This window comes from Litorivicinus lipolyticus, from assembly GCF_009650135.1.
Taxonomy (GTDB): Bacteria; Pseudomonadota; Gammaproteobacteria; order Pseudomonadales; family Litorivicinaceae; genus Litorivicinus; species Litorivicinus lipolyticus.
The window spans coordinates 1,626,360-1,644,089 of sequence record NZ_CP045871.1 but is presented as its reverse complement, the minus strand read 5'-3'; the positions used below and the strand labels follow the sequence as shown (position 1 = coordinate 1,644,089).

The following is a 17,730-nucleotide window of genomic DNA, read 5'->3' as shown; positions in this document are numbered from 1 at the left end:
CAGACATTTGGAGATGTGATGTACAGCAGCGATCGAATTTTGACCACCCATGTTGGCAGCCTGCCGCGCTCGGAAGCCGTCACCGAGGGCGTGTTTGCACGTGAAAACGGTCAGCCGTTTGATGGTGCCGCGCTGGACAAAACCATCGCCGATTCGGTCGCTGATGTCGTTCGCAAACAGATCGAAAGCGGCGTTGATTTGGTCAGTGATGGCGAGCAAAGCAAGATCTCGTACGCAACCTATATCAAAGACCGGATTACCGGCTTTGAAGGCGACAGCCCGCGGCGCACCCCCAAAGATCTGGAAGCCTTCCCGAACTACTCTAAATGGGCCTCCCGCTCGGGCGGGGTTCCGGACTACAAGCGCCCCAAGTGCGTCGGACCGATTGGCGTGAAGTCGATGGACCCGTTGAATGAAGACTTGGCCAACCTGGGCGCGGCCTTGAGTGGCGCCGAAGTCGCCGGCGGCTTTATGAATGCGGCCAGTCCGGGCGTCATCGCACTGTTTCAGCCGAACGAGTTTTACCCGACCCAGGATGCCTACTTGGAAGCCCTGGCCGAGGCCATGCGGGTCGAGTACGAAGGCATTGTTAATGCTGGATTCCAACTCCAGCTCGATTCGCCCGACCTGGGCTTGGGTCGTCACATGATGTTTAAAGAGGCGTCGGACGAGGAATACCTGGCGAGCATTGAGCGTCACGTTGAGGTGCTCAATCACGCCACTCGCAACATCGACCCGCAACAGATGCGCATGCACATTTGCTGGGGTAACTACGAGGGGCCGCATATTTGTGACGTTGGCCTAGAAGTGATTTTGCCGACCGTCCTAAAAGCGCGACCGGCAGCGCTGTTGTTCGAAACGGCGAATCCCCGCCACGGCCATGAATGGCAAGTGATTCGCGACCACAGCGACTTCATCCCCGAAGACAAAATTTTAGTCCCCGGCGTGATTGATTCGACCTCTAACTTTGTTGAACACCCGTCCTTGGTCGCCGAACGCATCTTGCGCTTTGCTGACATCGTTGGCCGTGAGCGTGTGATCGCCGGCACAGACTGCGGTTTCAGCACCTTTGCCGGGTTCGGCAGCGTCCAAACCGATGTCGTCTGGGCCAAGTTAAAGACGCTCGCGGATGGCGCCGCAATCGCCAGTGAAACCCTGTGGGGTGGTGCGTGAGCCTGCGCCTGGGCGAGCGCGCGCAAAGCTTTAAAGCGCGTTTAGCCCGCGGCGACTTTTTGCTCGGTACCTTTCAGAAAACGCCACATTTTCACGTCACCGAAGTGCTGTCGATGGCGCCATTGGACCTGATCTGTCTGGATGCGGAACATGCGCCGTTTAACCGCGAAACCTTGGATCAGTGCTGCGCGATTGCGCGCGCCAATGACCTGCCGGCGGTTGAACGTATCGTCAGCAACACCCCGGCTGCGATTCTGGACTGTTTGGATCGGGGTGCACTGGGCGTGGTGGTGCCGCACGTACGCAGCGCCGCCGAAGCACAGTCAGTGGCGAAAGCCTGTGCCTATGGCGAAGGCGGGCGCGGATTCGCGGGGTCCACCCGCGCCGCAGGCTACGGTAGCCGAGGCATGCCGGGTCACTTGGCCGGCACGCCCAATGAGGTCAGCGTGATCGCACAAATCGAGGACCCCGAGGCGCTGCTAGAGATTGACGCCATCGCGGCGGTGCCCGGCATTGACTGTTTGTTCATTGGGCGCGCGGACTTGACCGTGGCCTTGGGCGCGGCAACCCCTAAAGACCCGGTCGTGATCGAAGCGGTGGAGCGGATCATTGATGCCTGTTTGCGTGCGAAGCGGGCCGTCGGCATGTTCGTGGCGGACTTGGATGAGATCCCTCACTGGCGGGAACGCGGCGCCAGTTTGTTTTTGTTGGCCAGTGACCATGCGTTGATGATGGATGGCGCGCGTGGGCTGCGCTCACGCGTCGGCGATTGACGCCAGTTTGACGCCACAGGCCAGCAGCGCCTGTGGTGCCAGTTCGATATCCAACCCGCGCTGACCGCCGCTGATAAACACCGTCGGCCAGTCGCCGGCGCTGGTGTCCAGCCAGCGCGCTAAGCGTTTCTTTTGCCCCAGCGGGCTGATCCCACCGACCAGGTATCCGGTCAGGCGTTCGGCGTCGGCGGGCGCGGCCATCTGGGCTTTTTTCCAGCCGCAGGACTTGGCCATGTGCTTCAAGTTCAAGCTGCCCGAGGCCGGCACGATGCCGACCGCGTGATCACGGCCATTGGTCACCATCAATGTTTTAAACACCTGCCGTGGGCTGACGCCCAGGGCCTCTGCCGCGGCCACGGCGTAGCCCTGATTAGGATCGCCCTTGAAGCGGTGAACGCGAAATTCAAGCCGCGCCCGCTCCAATTCGACAATGGCTGGGGTCAACCGCTGATCTCGTAGCAGGGGGTGTAATTGCCGTCGATTTTCATCCGCCCCTGTTCGACGAAGGACGTCAGCAAAGCGTCCATTTCCGCCATCAATGCCGGTTCACCGCGCAGCTGGTACGGGCCATGGGCGCGCACGGCGGCAACGCCCGGTGCCTTGACGTTGCCGGCGACGATGCCGCTGAAGGCGCGGCGCAAGTCCGCCGCTAACAGGTGCACCGGCTGATCCAGTGACAGGTTCAGCCCGGCCATGTTTTCGTGGGTTGGCGGGAACGGGGTTTGGAACTCGCGATCAATCATCAACCGCCAGTTGAAGGTAAAGGCGTCCTGGGTGTCGTAGCGGAATTCGCGCACGCTTTTCATGCCGGCAAACATGGCGCGGGCGACCGCTTCGGGGTCATTGATGATCAATTGGTATCGGTCGGCGGCGGCCGGGCCGAGGGTGTTGCGGACAAATTGATCGACCTGGCGCAGGAACGCCTCGGACTCCGACGGCCCGGAAATAACCAGTGGCATGGGTTGGTCGGCGTTGTCCGGGTGCATCAAAATGCCCAGCAAATACAGCAGCTCCTCGGCGGTGCCGGGGCCGCCGGGGAAAATGACGATCCCATGGCCGACACGCACAAAAGCCTCTAAGCGCTTTTCGATGTCCGGCAAAATCACCAACTCATTGACGATTGGATTGGGCGCCTCGGCGGCGATAATGCCGGGTTCGGTGATGCCCAAATAGCGGCCGTCTTGGATGCGCTGTTTGGCGTGGGCAATGGCGGCACCTTTCATCGGGCCTTTCATCGCCCCCGGGCCGCACCCGGTACAGATATCCAGTCCGCGCAGGCCTAATTGGTGGCCGACCTCTTTGGTGTAGTCGTATTCGGCGCGGCCGATGCTGTGGCCGCCCCAGCACACCACCATCGAGGGGTTGCGACCGGCGACCAATACATCCGCGTGGCGCAGCAAATGAAACACCGCGTTGGTGGTTTCTTGGGGGTCGTCCAGGTTGAAGCGATCCAGCGTCGTGCCGGTGTACAAAATGTCGCGGACCACGGCAAACAGGTGCTCGCGTATACCGGTGATGATGGTGTCATCGACAAAGGCGTTGGACGGGGCGTTGGCGATTTCCAGGCGGATGCCGCGCTCGTAGCCGACCACTTCGATGGTGAAGTCCGGGAACTGATCCATCAGGCCATAGCCGGAATCGTCTTTGCTGCCGACGTTCAACACGGCCAGCGCACAGTTGCGCATCAGTTGGTGCAAGCCGCGGACGCCGGCATCGGTTAATTGGGCAACTTCGTCTTGGCTGAGCAGGCTGAGGTGGGAGCGTGGACTAATGGTGGCGTTAACGGTGTGTGTCATGCAGTCTCCTTAGATTGCTAGAGACTACCCGCTTGGCGGGTGGGCGCCAATCGGGAGGCCTATGAATACGCGTTTTGCACTGTTGTTATCGGCCGATCCGCTGCGTGACTGGCTGGCGCCGGAGCATCGCGCGTGCGCGGTACAAGCGGCGGATCAGCTGTTGGCACTGCCGCGGATTGACGGTGATGTCGACCCGGCGGCGTTGAATGACTGGATTCGCAGCTGGCTCAGCGCGTCGTCGGCACGGGCACTAGACGCACGGGTGCGCCGGGTAACCGCGTTGCCGCGGCGTCCTGGCTAAGGCGTTCGAACTCGTCGGCCGGGGCAGGCACATGGCTCAGCGTCGCCGCCGTGACCAGCCCAACTATTAATAGAGAAAGTCGAGCCGCACGGGCCCCGGGTGATGGGCGCGCCAATGGGCGGGTCAGTTGCACCAGTGAGGGCCGCGCGCGCGGGCTCGGATCAAGGCATCGGTTGAGTTGCCGGCGCAGGCGAGTGGTGCCTGCGGTACGCCGGACCAGGCGCATTAACACCGCCGCCATGGCATAGACTTCGGCCGCCTCGGTGACCGCGCCGCCGGCCTGAACTTCCGGGGCGCTGTAGTCGCGCCGTGTGTGGCGGGCCGGCTGACCCAGTCGAACTCGCGACCCTAGGTCAATGAATCGTATCGCACCGCGCGGCGACACCAGCAGGTTGTCCGGTGCCAGATCCCCATGCGCCCAGCCACTGGCTAACAGACTGGCCAAACCGCGCCACGCCGACAAGCAGGCCTGTTCGCACTGGGTCGCCGACCAATGCCGCGTCAGCGCCGCGGCCAGGGTTGGCCAGGCACAGTATTCGAACACCAAACGGCCATCGTCCAACCGATCGTGCAGCACGACCACGGCGCTGCAACGGGGGTAGTCACGGGCTTCGTGCTCCAGCGCCAGGCCTGACTTGATCGCCACCCAACGCTTTAGAGCACGGTCATGCGCCAACCAGACCTCGCCGTGATTGCCGCGCCCCAGCAGACGCATGGGCTCATAGCGCGCAGTCAAACCGCACCCGCAGATGGCCGGCGCGGTGAACACCGCCGGGGTCGTCCATCAGTAGCCAGGGCTGCACGCCCATGTCGTCGGGCATGAGGTCGGCCCAGTAACCGCCCAGCGCAACTGCCGTGCGGCGCGTTTGTATAAAATCGGCGAGCACACTGGGCAGTAGCGGATCGCGGGCCCAATCCGGCGCCTGGTCACCGCGCAACCACAGCCAGCCTTGGTCGGCGTAGTGCTGGTCGAATTGCTTTAAGGCCAGCGCGAAGCCGGACAGTGAGTCACCCAGGTCGCGCCAGTTCATGGCCTGCCCACAGCGTGTCGGCGGCGCACCGATGTCAAAGCGATAGAGTGGGCTGGTGCTGGCATCCAACAGTGTCTTGTGGGCATCCAGTTGCGCTTGACCCTGCAGTAGGGCCAGTTGTTGGTCGTTCAGTTGCTGTTGCAGTTGGGTCTGCTGTCGCCGCGCTTGGGCTAACTCGCTGGCCTCGACCAAGCGCACGCCACCGGCGGCTTTTTGGTACCACCCCAGCGCCGCGACCGGGTCGATGGTCTGGCCCATGCCATGCTCGGCCATGCGCCCTAGGTACCACGCGCCGCTGGCATGACCCAGCCGATAAGCGGTCCGGTAAGCGTCGCGTGCGTCGTCAAATCGCGGCGGCTGGTCGTGCTCGGCCCAGCGTCCCAGTTGCAACCAGGCATCGGTATCACCGTGCTGTGCAGCCAGTCGCATTTGGTCGGCTAGGATGCCGCGCCCGCTGGCATGATAAGTGCCACCCTTAGCCAAACATTGGTCCTGGCGGTCATAGGTTCGGGCGCCGGGGGACTGAAACTGCTGAGGCCCAATGAAATGCGTGGTTGGCGGCAGCTGGCAGGGGCCAGGTGGTGTTTCGGTGTGGTTTTGGCAGCCAGACAGCGCAAAAACTACCCATAGGTACGGCGTTAAATTCATACGCCAAGGCTATGGGCGGGCTGGCGGCCATACCATGGACGGGGGTCCGGTACGGGGTCGTAACCGGTCCAACGCACCGGGGTACGAATCTGACGATTCAAATCAGCTTGAGAGTGACCCTCCGCGCAACATAACCCGGAGGACGCGATGAAATATTACCCCTTTGCCGTGCTGGCAGTGGGCTTGGCCCAGGCCCAGGCCGCCGCGGCCGATACCTTGGTGGTGTCGCCGGCGGTCTATGACGGCAACGAGTATTTCTATTACTTTAATCTGGTGGCCGATACCGGCCCGGTACTGAGTGATTACCAGGTCCAGATCTCCGGCGTCGCCGCCGGGTCCGTGACCATTGATTGCACGCGCACCAATGCCTGCTGGCATCCGGCGTCGGTGGGCGATGTACTCAGCGTCGACAACCCAGAGCAATTCACCTTTGTTGAAAACTACGCCGACAGCCAGGGGATTGATTCCAATACCGGCGGTCTGGCGGGGCCGTCCAGTGCCGGCGCCGTGGCGCCCGACATTATGGACGAGGTGATTGCCGCTCGCCGCGATGAGTTAACTGCCCAAAGCGAGCGGGTCGGGTATGCCATGGCTGCGATACGTCAACAGCGTTTGGGGTGGAGTTTGATCTCCCAGACCGATGCCAACTCGGTTGGTGTGAAATTGCCTGCGTTACCGGTGTCCTTGACCTACACCCAGGAGACCGGCGGGCGCGAGCGGTTTGATCTGTTGTCCGGGTTCAGCGCGGTCAACGGGCCTTGGGTAGTGACCGGGTTGGCGTCGGTTGGCGGCGGTCAGCGCGCCGGTGTCGCATCGAGGTGGGTGGCGGTGGCGAGCGAGGCTTGGTTGCGCGGGGGCGGTTTTAGCGGTCCCTTTGTCGGGCTGCAGCACCATCAAGGTGCTGAGGATGCCGGGCCTTGGGGCGCGGTCGCCTTGTCCGACTGGCAATCCAGCGCGCTACAGGCGCGCCTGGGGTATCGAACCCAGTGGGGCGTCGCTACCTGGTGGGGCGCCGGTGTGGTTGAGCTGGGCGCCGGCGTCGTCAGTAACGATTGGCGCGTGGCCGGAACAGTGTATGCCGGCGCCAGTCAAGCGCTCAACATAAGTCAGCGCAGTCAGGATGGGTTTGTGCAGGTGTCATTTCGGGCCCAAGGTCCCCGCAATCAACTCAGCGCCGCCCTGCAACTGGAGGGTGATCGGGCCTCACTCGGACTCACGCTGGGTTGGTAGCTTTGCTATGCTCAAAGCCTATTAAAAAGGAATTTGCGTGTGTGAACTGCTGGGCATGAGTGCCAACGTCCCAACGGACATTCGATTTAGTTTCAGCGGTTTGGCCGTGCGCGGAGGCCAGTCCGGGCCGCATCGTGACGGCTTCGGGGTGGTCTTTTATCGTGGCAAGGGCATCCAAGAGTTTCGCGACGATGCCGCCAGCTGCCAGTCCCCGGTAGCGGATTTGGTCCAGGCCTTGCCGATCCGCTCGACCGCGGTCATCGCCCACGTGCGCCAAGCCAATGCCGGTGCCGTTAACCTAGAAAACACCCATCCTTTTCACCGCGAATTCATGGGCCGTCACTTCACCTTTGCCCACAACGGCCAGTTGCCAGGGGTTAAGAAACTTAGGCTGGGTCGTTTCCGACCGATCGGCACGACCGACTCGGAACACGCGTTTTGCTATTTAATGGCCGAGTTGGAACGATTCGACCGATTGCCCACCGTGGCCCAGGTCAAAGCGGCCTTTGGTCGCGCGGCCAAGGTCCTATCCGGTTACGGCGTCTGTAATCTACTGCTCAGTGACGGCAGGGCACTGTATTGCTGGCGTACCAGCAAGTTGGTCAGCATCACTCGGCGTGCGCCCTTTGGCGCGGCCCGCCTGGAAGACGCGGATATGACCGTTGATTTTGCTCAGGTCACCACGCCCAAGGATGTGGTCACTGTGGTGGCGACCGCGCCACTGACGGACAACGAATGCTGGACGGAACTGCCGCTCAAACGCGCCTGTGTACTGCGCGCAGGAGAGTGGCACTAGTTGTGCCAAAACCGCGCTTAGACTAAAGTCGCCAGTACAACATAACGATAACAAAAGGGCCGAATCACGTGGAATTTTCCAACGCTCCCGCCAATGCCATCGACCTTGACCGTTACGCCAGCGTCGCTGATCTGTTCGAAGAATCCATCGACCGCTTTTCAGACCAAGTCGCGTTTTCCAATTTTGGCGTCGACCTGACGTATCGCGCCCTTAGCGATAAAGCGGATCGTGTCGCGGCGTGGCTGCAGCATGAAGCCGGCATCAAGGCCGGTGATAAGTTTGCCTTGATGTTGCCCAATTGCCTGCAGTACCCCGTATTCGCGGTGGCACTGATGCGCCTCGGTGCGGTCTTGGTCAACGTCAACCCCCTATACACCCCGCGTGAATTAACCCACCAGCTCAACGACAGCGAAGCGGTCGGTATTCTGGTGCTGGCTAATATGGCCAATACCGTCGAAGCCTGTGTCGCTGAAACCGCGGTGCGCACGGTCGTCGTGACTGAGCTGGCGGATATCATGCCGACTCCGAAACGGCTGTTCATGAACTTTGCGGTCAAGCACATCAAAAAGATGGTGCCGGCTTACACCTTGAGTGGGCACCACCGCTTGATTGACATCCTGAAGCGACAGGATCTGGCACCCGCGATCCGCCACCAGGGCCATCACGACGACGTCTTGGCCCTGCAATACACCGGCGGCACCACCGGGGTCAGCAAGGGTGCGGTGCTGACTAACCGCAATATCTTGGCCAACATGATGCAGATCGACTTGCTGTTCGATGGCTACGTGCGCGCTGGCATGACTGCGATTGCACCCTTGCCGCTGTATCACGTGTTCTCGTTTGTCGGTCACATGATGTGGCTGTTCAAGTGTGGTTGCACCTCGGTTTTAGTGACCAACCCGCGCGACATGCCGACCTTTTTAAAAGTGTTGGAACGCACCCCATTCGACATCTTTATCGGTTTGAACACCCTGTTTGTCGGTTTGCTGAAACAGCCGCGCTTTCGTCAGCTCGATTTTTCGCGCCTGATGTTGACGGTGTCCGGTGGCATGGCACTGACCTCGGCCGCGGCGGCCGAATGGAAGGCGGTCACGGACTGCGATATCTGCGAGGGCTACGGCCTGACCGAAACCAGCCCGGTGGTCACCGTGAACCCGCTGGAAGGCATCCAGATTGGCACGATTGGACTACCGCTGGCGGATACCGAATGTGTGATTTTGGACGAGGACGGCCAGTTGCTGCCCGCAGGCGCGGTCGGTGAATTGGCGGTCAAGGGACCCCAGGTCATGCGCGGCTACTGGAAACGCCCCGAGGCGACCGCGGACGTGATGAGCCCGAGCGGTCATTTTAAGAGCGGCGACATGGGCATGTTGATGGACGACGGCTACTTCAAAATCGTTGACCGCAAGAAAGACATGATCTTGGTCAGCGGCTTTAACGTTTACCCGAACGAAGTCGAAGATGTGCTAGCCTCGCACCCCGATATTATTGAAGCGGCCGTGGTCGGTGTCCCCGATGATGCCCAAGGCGAATCCGTCAAAGCCTTCTTGGTCTCCGAGAAAGACGTCGATGTCGAAGCCTTGAACGACTGGTGCCGCGAGCGACTGACAGCCTACAAGGTGCCCCGAGCCTTTGAATTCCGTGATGAACTGCCCAAAACCAACGTCGGCAAAGTGCTGCGACGCGCCCTGCGTTAATGTTGATGCCCGGGGGCGCGTATGACCCCGGACGATACTGCTGCGCCGGCGGCGAATCTGACTTTCCCGCCGGACCTTCCGGTCTCCCAGCGGATCGAAGAAATTGCCGAGGCGGTGCGCAACCATCAGGTCGTGATTGTGGTTGGCGACACCGGGTCGGGCAAGACCACCCAGTTGCCGAAATTGTGTTTGGCGCTGGGTCGCGGCACCCAAGGTAAAATTGGGCACACCCAGCCGCGGCGTTTGGCGGCGCGCTCGGTGGCGGCACGGATTGCCGAGGAAACCCAGACCGAATTGGGCCAGTTGATCGGCTACAAAGTTCGCTTTCAAGATTCCGTCAGCCAGGACACGCGGGTCAAACTGCTAACGGACGGTATGTTGCTGGCCGAAACCCGCGGCGACAAGCTGCTCAAAGGTTACGACACGCTGATTATCGACGAGGCCCACGAGCGTGGCCTGAACATCGATTTTTTGCTGGGTTACCTGAAACGCCTGCTGCCCAAGCGGCGCGACCTAAAAGTCATCATCACGTCGGCCACCATTAACTACCAGCGCTTCAGTGCCCATTTCATGGATGCCCCCGTGGTGATGGTCGAGGGCCGGACTTTTCCAGTCGAGGTGCGCTATCGCCCGCTGTCCAGTGACAGCGATGATGCACCGCTGTACCGCGGCATTGTCAGCGCCGTCGACGAGTTACGCGGGCTTGATCAGGACAACAAGAAACGGCGCGGTGACGTGCTGGTGTTTTTACCCGGCGAGCGTGAGATCCGTGGAGCGGCGGAGGCGCTGCGCCGCAGTCACCTTAGCCAGCTCGATGTTTTGCCCTTGTACGCGCGGCTGTCGGCGTCCGAGCAACAGCGTATTTTCCACCCGACCGGCGGTGACCAGCGCATTGTGTTGGCGACCAACGTCGCTGAAACCTCGCTGACGGTGCCGGGTATTCGCTATGTGATCGACTCGGGTGTCGCGCGTATGTCGCGCTATTCGTATCGCTCCAAGGTACAGCGCTTGCCGATCGAGGCGGTCTCCCAAGCCAGTGCCAACCAACGCAAGGGCCGTTGTGGTCGTTTGGAGCCGGGTGTTTGCATCCGTCTATACGAACAAGAGGACTTCGAAGGCCGCCGCGAATTTACCGAACCGGAACTGCAGCGCACCAATTTGGCCAGCGTCATTCTTCAGATGCTGGACTTGAAGCTGGGCGACATTGAACGTTTCCCGTTTATTGATGCCCCGGATCGGCGCTACGTCACCGATGGCTACAAGTTGCTCGAAGAAATCGGTGCGATTGATGACCGGCGGATCATTACGCCGCTGGGGCGTGAGTTGGCGCGCTTGCCGATCGATCCAAAGCTGGGGCGCATGGTATTGGCGGCACGCGACTATGGCTGTGTCCACGAGGCCCTGGCCATCGCCAGCTTCCTGACCGTGCAAGACCCTCGCGAACGACCGCGCGCGGCGCAGGACGCTGCTGATTTTGCCCACGGCACCGATGCCCACGAGCAGTCTGACTTTTTGAGTATCGTTGCGCTGTGGAATCGCATCGAAGGCCAGCGCCAGGCCCTGACGTCGAGCGCCTTTCGCAAGTACTGTCAAAAACAGTTTCTGCACTACATGCGTGTGCGCGAATGGCGCGAAATCCACCGTCAGCTGTGGCTTGCGATCAAACCGACGACGCGCCTGAACGATGAGCCGGCGGATTACCGCTCGGTTCACTTGGCCGTGCTGACCGGCTTGGTCGGCAATATCGGCATGAAGGACGAGAACGAATACCGCGGGGGCCGTGACACGCGGTTTAACTTGCACCCCGGGCGCCAAGCCAAAGGACGACCGAAATGGGTGGTGGCGGCGGAATTGGTCGAAACCACGCGCCTATTTGCGCGCACGGTGGCCAAAATCGAGCCCGAATGGCTCGAAACGGTGGCCCCTCAGCTGATCAAGCTGACCCACGGCGACCCCTATTGGAGCAAGCGCCACGGCCAGATCATGGCCCACGAGCGCGGCACGCTGTTTGGGTTGCCGGCGGTGGCCAAACGCGCCGTCTCGTTTGCCAAGCGCTCACCGATCAAGGCCCGCGAACTGTTGATTCGCGATGGACTGGCCCAGGGTGAAATTAAGACCCAAGGCACGTTCATGCAAAATAACCTGGATCAGGTGGCGCGCATTCTCGATTTGGAAGCGCGCGAGCGGCGGCGTGATCTGCTGGATGACCAGCGTTTGTTTGAATTCTATGAAAGCAAATTGCCCAGCGACATTATTGATGCGCGCTCGTTTGAGCGCTGGCGCCGCCGAGTCGAGCGCGACCAACCACGGGTGTTGTACATGGCCCAGGATGACTTGCTGAGCGCCTCGGCGGCGCTGGACCAGCAGGCCTACCCCGACCACCTGGAAGTGTCGGGTAACCGTTTCACGCTGTCCTACGAATTCAACCCCGGCACCGACCATGATGGGGTCACCCTGGAGGTGCCACAGGCTGCGCTGCACAGCGTCACCGCAGCGGTCACCGACTGGCTGGTGCCGGGTATGCTCGAAGAAAAAGTCGAGGCGCTGGTGCGGACCCTGCCCAAGGCAATCCGGCGTCAGTTGGTGCCGCTGCCCGACTTTGCTCGTCAAACCTTGCCGACGCTGCGCTGGCGCCAGGGTGATTTGGTCGAACAGCTGGGCAAAGCGGTCACCCGGCGTCTGGGCAAACCTTTCGATGTGCGTCAGTTCGAGCTGGCGGCACTGGATCACTATTACCGCATGAACATTCGCGTGATGGACCCGCACGGCCAGATCATTGCGCAGTCACGGGATTTGGCATCCCTGCAAAAAGATCTGCGCACGCCGGCTCAGGTCTCGACGCCGGCGCCAAAATCCCCGGTCCTGACGCAGTGGAACATGGGCGACCTGCCAGCACGTCAGACGCTTGAACAGGATGGCCTCAGCCTGTCATTGATCCCCGTCATCAGCGCGGTCGATGGCGGTGTTCAGCTGCAGCATATGGACGACCCGGATGCGGCCGCGCATGTTCATCGCCGCGGTGTTATTCGTTTGGCCCAGGCGCGTATGGCGACCCAGACTAAGTTGCTGCGTGAATCGAAATTGGCCAAACGCTTGGACCTGTTGGCGACTCCGCGCGGGCTGGACCCCAAGGCGTCATTGCAGTGGATCGAGCGGTCGGTCGAAATGGCCTGTTTTGGCGACGGCATTCCGCGCGATGAGGCGGGGTTTGAGCGCGGCGTTAAGCGCGGTCGTGGCGACCTGGTCGCGGTCGCCGAGGGCCAGGCGGCGATCATGATCCGGGTGCTGGAATGTGCCCAGCGAGTGGGTAAGCAATTAAAGGGTTTGCCGCTGGCATGGCTGGACGTTGGCAAAGACGTCAACCAGCAGCTGGCGGGTTTGCTCAATGCAAGCTTCATTTGGGATACCCCGGCGGACAATTTGGCGCGCTACGAGGTGTACCTGAACGCCATCGAGATGCGCCTTGAGCGATTGGGCGGGCGTTTTGAGTTTGACCGCGGCGCGCGCCGGGAATTGGATGCCTGGCTCGACGCCATCAAACCCTATTGGAGCGAATACCCGTTGAATCCGGTTGAGCCCAGCGTTGCCAGCTTCCGCTGGTTGCTAGAGGAATACCGGGTCAGCCTGTTCGCGCAGCAGCTTGGCACCCAGGGCAAAGTATCGGGCAAGCGCTTGGACGGTTTGCTGTCCGACATCAGGACACGTCGAACCCGTGCGGGTTAGCTTTAATTTTTTGGTGGTGGCGTTATAGTGCGGCGAATGAAACCTTTGATGACCGTAGTCTTGCTGACTGCCAGCCTGGGCGCGATGGCGACCCCCGTGGACCCATTGGAACCGGTTAACCGTGCCGTGTTTGCTTTTAACGATGCGGTTGATCGCGTGGCTTTGCGCCCGGCGGCGTCGGCTTACCAGTCGTTGCTGCCGCGTCCGATACGCAGCGGCATCGGTAACTTCTTTTCCAACCTCGGCGAGGTTTCAACGTTTTTAAATGCCGCGCTGCAGGGCAAACCGGACGAAGCGGCCAATGCCTTGGGTCGGTTTGTGTTCAATAGCACCCTGGGGTTGGGCGGCATTTTGGATGTCATGACCGAGTTCGGTGCGCCCAAAACCTCGGAAGACTTCGGCCAGACGCTGGGCGTTTGGGGGGTCGGCGAGGGCGCCTATGTGGTGTTGCCCTTTTTCGGTCCGTCGACGGTCCGCGATGGACTTGGCCGATTTAGCGTCGACGCCACCACCAATCCGGTCAATTACCTATCGCCCAGCGAGCACCGGCTTGGGGTGACGGCACTGAGTTTGATCAATCGCCGCGCGCAGCTGCTAGGCGCTGATGCGCTGGTCAATGGCGACCGCTACGTGGCGCTGCGTAATTTGTGGCTGCAAAACCGTCGTTACCAAGTCAATGACGGCGCCGATGCCTCGGCCGACGCGTTTTTGGAAGATTTTTAAGCGATGTCCAACACCTGTGCACCAATGACGTACCCGCCATCCGCCGCGTTGTCGCAGCGTGACACTTCGGCGGTGACGACAAAGTCGACAATGCCGCGTTTGGTCGCCTCCAGGCTGACCACCCATTGTTCGCCAATCTGTGCCGGACGTGGGGACACCAAATGAATGCCATGACTGGACAAATCATGGCAGCGGCCGATCACACGGTCTTGGTTGGCCGTGACGATGGTCACGGGAACGTCGACGTTCAGTCGGTTGTGGGCGCGTTGATCACTGATTGGCATAAGCATCTCGTCGGTTGTGTTAGCCCAAGCGTAGCCAGCAAATGAATGATGTGCGCGCCTTTGGTGGTCCGCGGGTGCGCGTGATCACGACCGATGGAGACGTTTTGCAAAGTCTGTCACAACTATTCGCCGGGCGCGCCCAGCTCGAATGGGTTCAAAGCGACCAATGGCCCGATTCTGACTCGCTGGATGACGCTGACCTGACGTTGCGCCTGAACCCGTTGGATGATGGGCAGCGCGCGCTGGTGGTATCGACCGCGCATGACGGTGCGCCGATTCAGTGGCACTGGCCGCTGCTTGAATCGACGGCATTTGTCGCCAGCTGCCTAGCGCTCAGTGCCTGCAGCGATCAGCAAGCCTGGTCGCTGGAAACCGAAGTGTTGCGGGTTCTGCATGCCGACCAGCGTGCCGGCCGCGCGATCCAAGCACGGTTGTTGCCGAACGAGCCGCTGGACAGTGCTGGGCTGCGCTGCGAGCTTGGGTTCTTCCCGTCGTTGCTGCTGAGTGGTGATTTTGCCGACTATTTCCAAGCCGATCGGCCGTCACGGGTGGTCACCTTGTTGGCCGATGTGGCCGGGCACGGGGTCAGTAGCGCCATGGTCACGGTCATTATCAAAAGCCTGATCAATCGGTTGCGGCGCAACCTCGAACGCGCCAGTAGCTTTGATTTATTGAGCCCCGCGCGCATGCTTGAACGCATCAACAGTGAGCTGATGTCGACTGGGCTGGGTAAGCACGCGACCGTTTTTGTCGGCCTGTTTGATGCCGAACAGCGTCGCCTAAACTACGCTGTCGCCGGCCACACACCGATGCCGGTCCTAGTCGTTGATGGCCAAGCGCAGGTTTTGCCCGGCCAAGGTCGCCCAGTCGGACTGTTCGCAGACGTGGACTATCGTGAACTCAGTATTGACCTGCCCGACAGCGAGTTTTACCTGGTGCTGGCGTCTGACGGTGCCTTGGATTTGGTCGATGCGACCGGCTTGGCTGCCCAGACCGACGGCCTGACCGCCGCCATTGCGTCCTGTGGGGGCAGTGTCCAGTCGCTGGCCGAGACGCTTGGGCTGGATCGGGGTCAAGCGACACCGGACGATGTGACCTTGGTGATGGTGCGGGGGGCGGCGATATGACGCCTCCGGCAGGCAGCATCGGCCTGGCGGGCGAAAACGGCGAGGTCATGATTCGATTTCAGGGGGACGTGCGGTTGTCGCTGTGTACGACCTTGGACGATTTGATCGAGCGCTTGTTTGCCGACAGCCAACCGACCCATCTTGTGCTTGACCTAGGTCCGGCGACCAATGTTGATTCGACCTGTTTGGGCCTGATTGCAAAGCTGGGAATCGAGTCGGAGCGGCGATTGAATCGCCAACCTCGACTGTATTGCACTAACGCTGACGTTCAGTCCCAGCTCGACAGCCTTGGGCTGATGCCGCTGTTCGAGCCCTGTGCGGCCGCGCCTGATGCGATCGATGTTCCAGTGTCGTTGTCGCCCTGCGCGCCTGTGGACGCGCAGCCGGTGGTGCTGGAAGCCCACCGGATTCTGATGGACTTACAGCCTAGCAACCAGGGCAGATTCCAAGACCTAGTGCGGGCCTTGGATCGCGACTAGCCGCGGCTGGCGATGAGCTGTTCCAGTTTGACCTGGTCGATCGCGAACTTGCGGATACCTTCGGACAGTTTTTCGGTCGCCATGGCGTTCTCGTTGTGGCCCCAGCGGAATTCGCTTTGGTTGACCGCAGCGACGGCCGAGCCAGCTTCGATCCCATTTTGATCCAGCGCCAACGCCAAGTCGCCCTGGTCGGCTGCTAGCGCTTCCAAAAGCCCAGGTCCAATAGTCAGGCGGTCACAGCCGGCCAGGTGTTCAATCTCGCCGGTGTTGCGAAAGCTGGCGCCCATGACCACGGTGTCATAGCCGTGTCGTTTGTAGTGGGTCCAGATCGCTCGGACCGATTCGACGCCTGGGTCGGCTGCGCCGTCGAAGTTTTGTTCGGGGGCGTTGGCTTTGTGCCAATCCAAAATGCGGCCAACAAAGGGGCTGATTAAAAAGGCGCCGGCGTCGGCACAGGCTTGGGCCTGTTCAAAGCCGAACAATAATGTCAGGTTGCATTTAATATTATTCTTTTCTAATTCTCGAGCGGCCTGAATTCCTTCCCAGGTCGATGCGACCTTAATCAATACGCGACTAATGTCAGCGCCTGCCGCGGCATAACGTTCAATCAGTGAATAGGCTTGTTTTAGGGTAGCTTGGGTGTCAAATGACAGTCGCGCGTCGACTTCGGTACTGACGTAACCCGGCACGATGTTTTGAATGTCGTGACCGATGCTGACCGCTAAGTCATCGCTGGCTTCGGCGACCCAGTTATTCGGCTGGCTTATTTTAGCCTTGGCAATAGCGGCATCGATGCGAGCGGCGCCATCGGCTTGTTGTGCGGCGTTCAAAATCAACGAGGGATTAGTGGTCGCGTCTTCGGGTTTCCAGCGCTCGATCGCCGCTAAGTCGCCAGTGTCGGCGACTACGGTCGTGAATTGACGTAACTGGTCTAATTTGTTCATTCGACATTATCTCCTAGATTTAAATGGTTCAGTGCGCGTTCAATAACTTCAATTCCAGCGCCCGGTTTATGGGCGTCTTCGGTCAATGTCCGACGATATAATCGGGCGCCCGGTTGATCTTTAAATAGTCCCAGAATGTGACGAGTAAAGTGAGAAAGGGGCATTCCTTGGGTTAACTCGTGGTTAATATAGGCATAACAACTGCGCAGTGCTTCGGCGCTGGTTGTGGTGCGCGCAGCGGTATTAAAAAAGTCAGTGTCGACGCCGGCTAGGCACCAAGGTGTGTGGTACGCCGCGCGGCCGTACATTAGGCCGTCGAGCTCCTGCAGCCAGTGAGCATCCGCCGCCGGGTCCTTCAACTCGCCATTCAAGACCACGCGTAAATGCGGAAACGCGCGTTTGATGTCGACGGCGCGGTGCGGCTGAAGTGGGGGTATTTCACGGTTCTGTTTGGGTGATAGGCCTTTTAATATGGCTTTTCGTGCGTGCACCGTCAGGGTATTTAAATCTAAATTTGATATTTTTTCGACAAAGGGTAATAGGGTTATGTCGGGGTCTTGATCGTCAATGCCGATACGTATTTTAGCGGAAATAGGAATATCGCCGCTAGCAGACTTCATCGCCTGTAGGCATTCATGCACGCGGCCTGGATCGGCCATTAGGCTGGCGCCGAATTGACCGGACTGAACGCGGTCGGACGGACAGCCTAAATTCAGATTTATTTCATAATAGGGGTGCTGGGCGGCGATGGCCGTGGCCTTGGCTAATTGTTCCGGATCACTGCCGCCTAACTGTAATGCCAGGGGGTATTCAATTGGGTGGTGCTGTAATAACCGATCGGCGTCGCCGAATACTAAAGCTGGCGCCGTCACCATTTCGGTATATAACAAGGCATGACGAGTTATCGCACGTAGAAATACACGTTGGTGACGTGTACTCCAGTCCATCATCGGTGCTTGACTGATTATATGGGGGGCAATTTTAGTCATTGATTCCTTGATAAAT

Annotated in this window: 17 protein-coding genes; 10 read left to right on the top strand and 7 right to left on the bottom strand. The window is 60.2% G+C overall.

From position 1 onward, the window contains the following. Positions 1–18: 18 nt before the first annotated feature. Complete coding sequence (locus GH975_RS08265; RefSeq protein ID WP_153714068.1) at positions 19–1,173, top strand: cobalamin-independent methionine synthase II family protein; 1,155 nt, start codon at positions 19–21, stop codon at positions 1,171–1,173. Continuing rightward, on the top strand, positions 1,170–1,946 hold the full coding sequence (locus tag GH975_RS08260; protein WP_211365790.1) for an HpcH/HpaI aldolase family protein: 777 nt from the start codon (positions 1,170–1,172) through the stop codon (positions 1,944–1,946). Before GH975_RS08265 ends, GH975_RS08260 begins: the two co-directional genes overlap by 4 nt. Here the strand turns inward: GH975_RS08260 and ybaK are convergent. Together ybaK and ppnN are read right to left on the bottom strand one after the other, a co-directional pair. Then, a complete protein-coding gene (ybaK, locus tag GH975_RS08255) occupies positions 1,929–2,390 on the bottom strand; it encodes a Cys-tRNA(Pro) deacylase (protein ID WP_153714067.1) in 462 nt (153 codons plus the stop codon). The genes GH975_RS08260 and ybaK overlap by 18 nt on opposite strands. Continuing rightward, positions 2,387–3,742, bottom strand: coding sequence for a nucleotide 5'-monophosphate nucleosidase PpnN (gene ppnN / locus GH975_RS08250; RefSeq protein WP_153714066.1), 1,356 nt, complete (start codon positions 3,740–3,742; stop codon positions 2,387–2,389). Before ppnN ends, ybaK begins: the two co-directional genes overlap by 4 nt. A gap of 61 nt (positions 3,743–3,803) precedes the next feature. Here ppnN and GH975_RS08245 point away from each other — a divergent pair, with 61 nt between their 5' ends. Next, positions 3,804–4,043 (top strand): hypothetical protein, encoded by a 240-nt coding sequence (locus tag GH975_RS08245; protein WP_153714065.1) that lies wholly within the window; start codon positions 3,804–3,806, stop codon positions 4,041–4,043. Here GH975_RS08245 and GH975_RS08240 read toward each other — a convergent pair. Together GH975_RS08240 and GH975_RS08235 are read right to left on the bottom strand one after the other, a co-directional pair. Further along, complete coding sequence (locus GH975_RS08240; RefSeq protein WP_153714064.1) at positions 3,970–4,758, bottom strand: protein kinase domain-containing protein; 789 nt, start codon at positions 4,756–4,758, stop codon at positions 3,970–3,972. The two genes, GH975_RS08245 and GH975_RS08240, sit on opposite strands and share 74 nt — an antisense overlap. Positions 4,759–4,762: 4 nt before the next feature. After that, positions 4,763–5,722 (bottom strand): tetratricopeptide repeat protein, encoded by a 960-nt coding sequence (locus tag GH975_RS08235; RefSeq protein ID WP_153714063.1) that lies wholly within the window; start codon positions 5,720–5,722, stop codon positions 4,763–4,765. Between the two features lie 147 nt (positions 5,723–5,869). Between GH975_RS08235 and GH975_RS08230 the strand changes: the two genes are divergently transcribed. The 5 genes from GH975_RS08230 (at position 5,870) to GH975_RS08210 (ending at position 13,891) form a co-directional block, all read left to right on the top strand. Then, positions 5,870–6,952, top strand: coding sequence for a hypothetical protein (locus GH975_RS08230; protein ID WP_153714062.1), 1,083 nt, complete (start codon positions 5,870–5,872; stop codon positions 6,950–6,952). 37 nt (positions 6,953–6,989) lie between these two features. Continuing rightward, entirely contained in the window at positions 6,990–7,748 is a 759-nt protein-coding gene (locus tag GH975_RS08225; protein WP_153714061.1) for a class II glutamine amidotransferase, read from the top strand. A gap of 68 nt (positions 7,749–7,816) precedes the next feature. Beyond that, complete coding sequence (locus tag GH975_RS08220; RefSeq protein WP_246164704.1) at positions 7,817–9,445, top strand: AMP-binding protein; 1,629 nt, start codon at positions 7,817–7,819, stop codon at positions 9,443–9,445. 21 nt (positions 9,446–9,466) lie between these two features. Then, on the top strand, positions 9,467–13,168 hold the full coding sequence (gene hrpA, locus GH975_RS08215) for an ATP-dependent RNA helicase HrpA (protein WP_153714059.1): 3,702 nt from the start codon (positions 9,467–9,469) through the stop codon (positions 13,166–13,168). Positions 13,169–13,216: 48 nt separating this feature from the next. Beyond that, positions 13,217–13,891 (top strand): MlaA family lipoprotein, encoded by a 675-nt coding sequence (locus GH975_RS08210; protein ID WP_170272598.1) that lies wholly within the window; start codon positions 13,217–13,219, stop codon positions 13,889–13,891. On the opposite strand, the gene GH975_RS08205 is transcribed toward GH975_RS08210, so the two are convergent. Then, positions 13,888–14,175 (bottom strand): PilZ domain-containing protein, encoded by a 288-nt coding sequence (locus GH975_RS08205; RefSeq protein ID WP_170272597.1) that lies wholly within the window; start codon positions 14,173–14,175, stop codon positions 13,888–13,890. The two genes, GH975_RS08210 and GH975_RS08205, sit on opposite strands and share 4 nt — an antisense overlap. Positions 14,176–14,216: 41 nt before the next feature. Here GH975_RS08205 and GH975_RS08200 point away from each other — a divergent pair, with 41 nt between their 5' ends. Both GH975_RS08200 and GH975_RS08195 read left to right on the top strand, forming a co-directional pair. Continuing rightward, entirely contained in the window at positions 14,217–15,302 is a 1,086-nt protein-coding gene (locus GH975_RS08200; protein ID WP_153714056.1) for a PP2C family protein-serine/threonine phosphatase, read from the top strand. After that, the gene (locus tag GH975_RS08195) at positions 15,299–15,781 is read left to right on the top strand and encodes an STAS domain-containing protein (RefSeq protein ID WP_153714055.1); all 483 of its coding nucleotides are present in this window, start codon (positions 15,299–15,301) and stop codon (positions 15,779–15,781) included. Before GH975_RS08200 ends, GH975_RS08195 begins: the two co-directional genes overlap by 4 nt. Here the strand turns inward: GH975_RS08195 and tal are convergent. After that, positions 15,778–16,725 carry a transaldolase gene (gene tal / locus GH975_RS08190; protein ID WP_153714054.1) on the bottom strand — a complete coding sequence of 316 codons (948 nt, stop codon included), beginning with the start codon at positions 16,723–16,725 and terminating at the stop codon, positions 15,778–15,780. The genes GH975_RS08195 and tal overlap by 4 nt on opposite strands. Continuing rightward, positions 16,722–17,714, bottom strand: a complete 993-nt coding sequence (dusA, locus tag GH975_RS08185) for a tRNA dihydrouridine(20/20a) synthase DusA (protein WP_153714053.1) — start codon at positions 17,712–17,714, stop codon at positions 16,722–16,724. The genes tal and dusA overlap by 4 nt, the downstream gene beginning before the upstream one ends. Between the last annotated feature and the right edge of the window lie 16 nt (positions 17,715–17,730).

Excerpts from the sequence above, each read along its gene's own strand:
- GH975_RS08265 (WP_153714068.1), top strand. The coding sequence starts at position 19 with ATGTACAGCAGCGATCGAATTTTGACCACCCATGTTGGCAGCCTGCCG.
- ppnN (WP_153714066.1), bottom strand. The coding sequence starts at position 3,742 with ATGACACACACCGTTAACGCCACCATTAGTCCACGCTCCCACCTCAGC.
- GH975_RS08245 (WP_153714065.1), top strand. The coding sequence starts at position 3,804 with ATGAATACGCGTTTTGCACTGTTGTTATCGGCCGATCCGCTGCGTGAC.
- GH975_RS08240 (WP_153714064.1), bottom strand. The coding sequence starts at position 4,758 with ATGCGTCTGCTGGGGCGCGGCAATCACGGCGAGGTCTGGTTGGCGCAT.
- GH975_RS08235 (WP_153714063.1), bottom strand. The coding sequence starts at position 5,722 with ATGAATTTAACGCCGTACCTATGGGTAGTTTTTGCGCTGTCTGGCTGC.
- GH975_RS08230 (WP_153714062.1), top strand. The coding sequence starts at position 5,870 with ATGAAATATTACCCCTTTGCCGTGCTGGCAGTGGGCTTGGCCCAGGCC.
- hrpA (WP_153714059.1), top strand. The coding sequence starts at position 9,467 with ATGACCCCGGACGATACTGCTGCGCCGGCGGCGAATCTGACTTTCCCG.
- GH975_RS08210 (WP_170272598.1), top strand. The coding sequence starts at position 13,217 with ATGACCGTAGTCTTGCTGACTGCCAGCCTGGGCGCGATGGCGACCCCC.
- GH975_RS08205 (WP_170272597.1), bottom strand. The coding sequence starts at position 14,175 with ATGCCAATCAGTGATCAACGCGCCCACAACCGACTGAACGTCGACGTT.
- GH975_RS08200 (WP_153714056.1), top strand. The coding sequence starts at position 14,217 with ATGAATGATGTGCGCGCCTTTGGTGGTCCGCGGGTGCGCGTGATCACG.
- GH975_RS08195 (WP_153714055.1), top strand. The coding sequence starts at position 15,299 with ATGACGCCTCCGGCAGGCAGCATCGGCCTGGCGGGCGAAAACGGCGAG.
- tal (WP_153714054.1), bottom strand. The coding sequence starts at position 16,725 with ATGAACAAATTAGACCAGTTACGTCAATTCACGACCGTAGTCGCCGAC.
- dusA (WP_153714053.1), bottom strand. The coding sequence starts at position 17,714 with ATGACTAAAATTGCCCCCCATATAATCAGTCAAGCACCGATGATGGAC.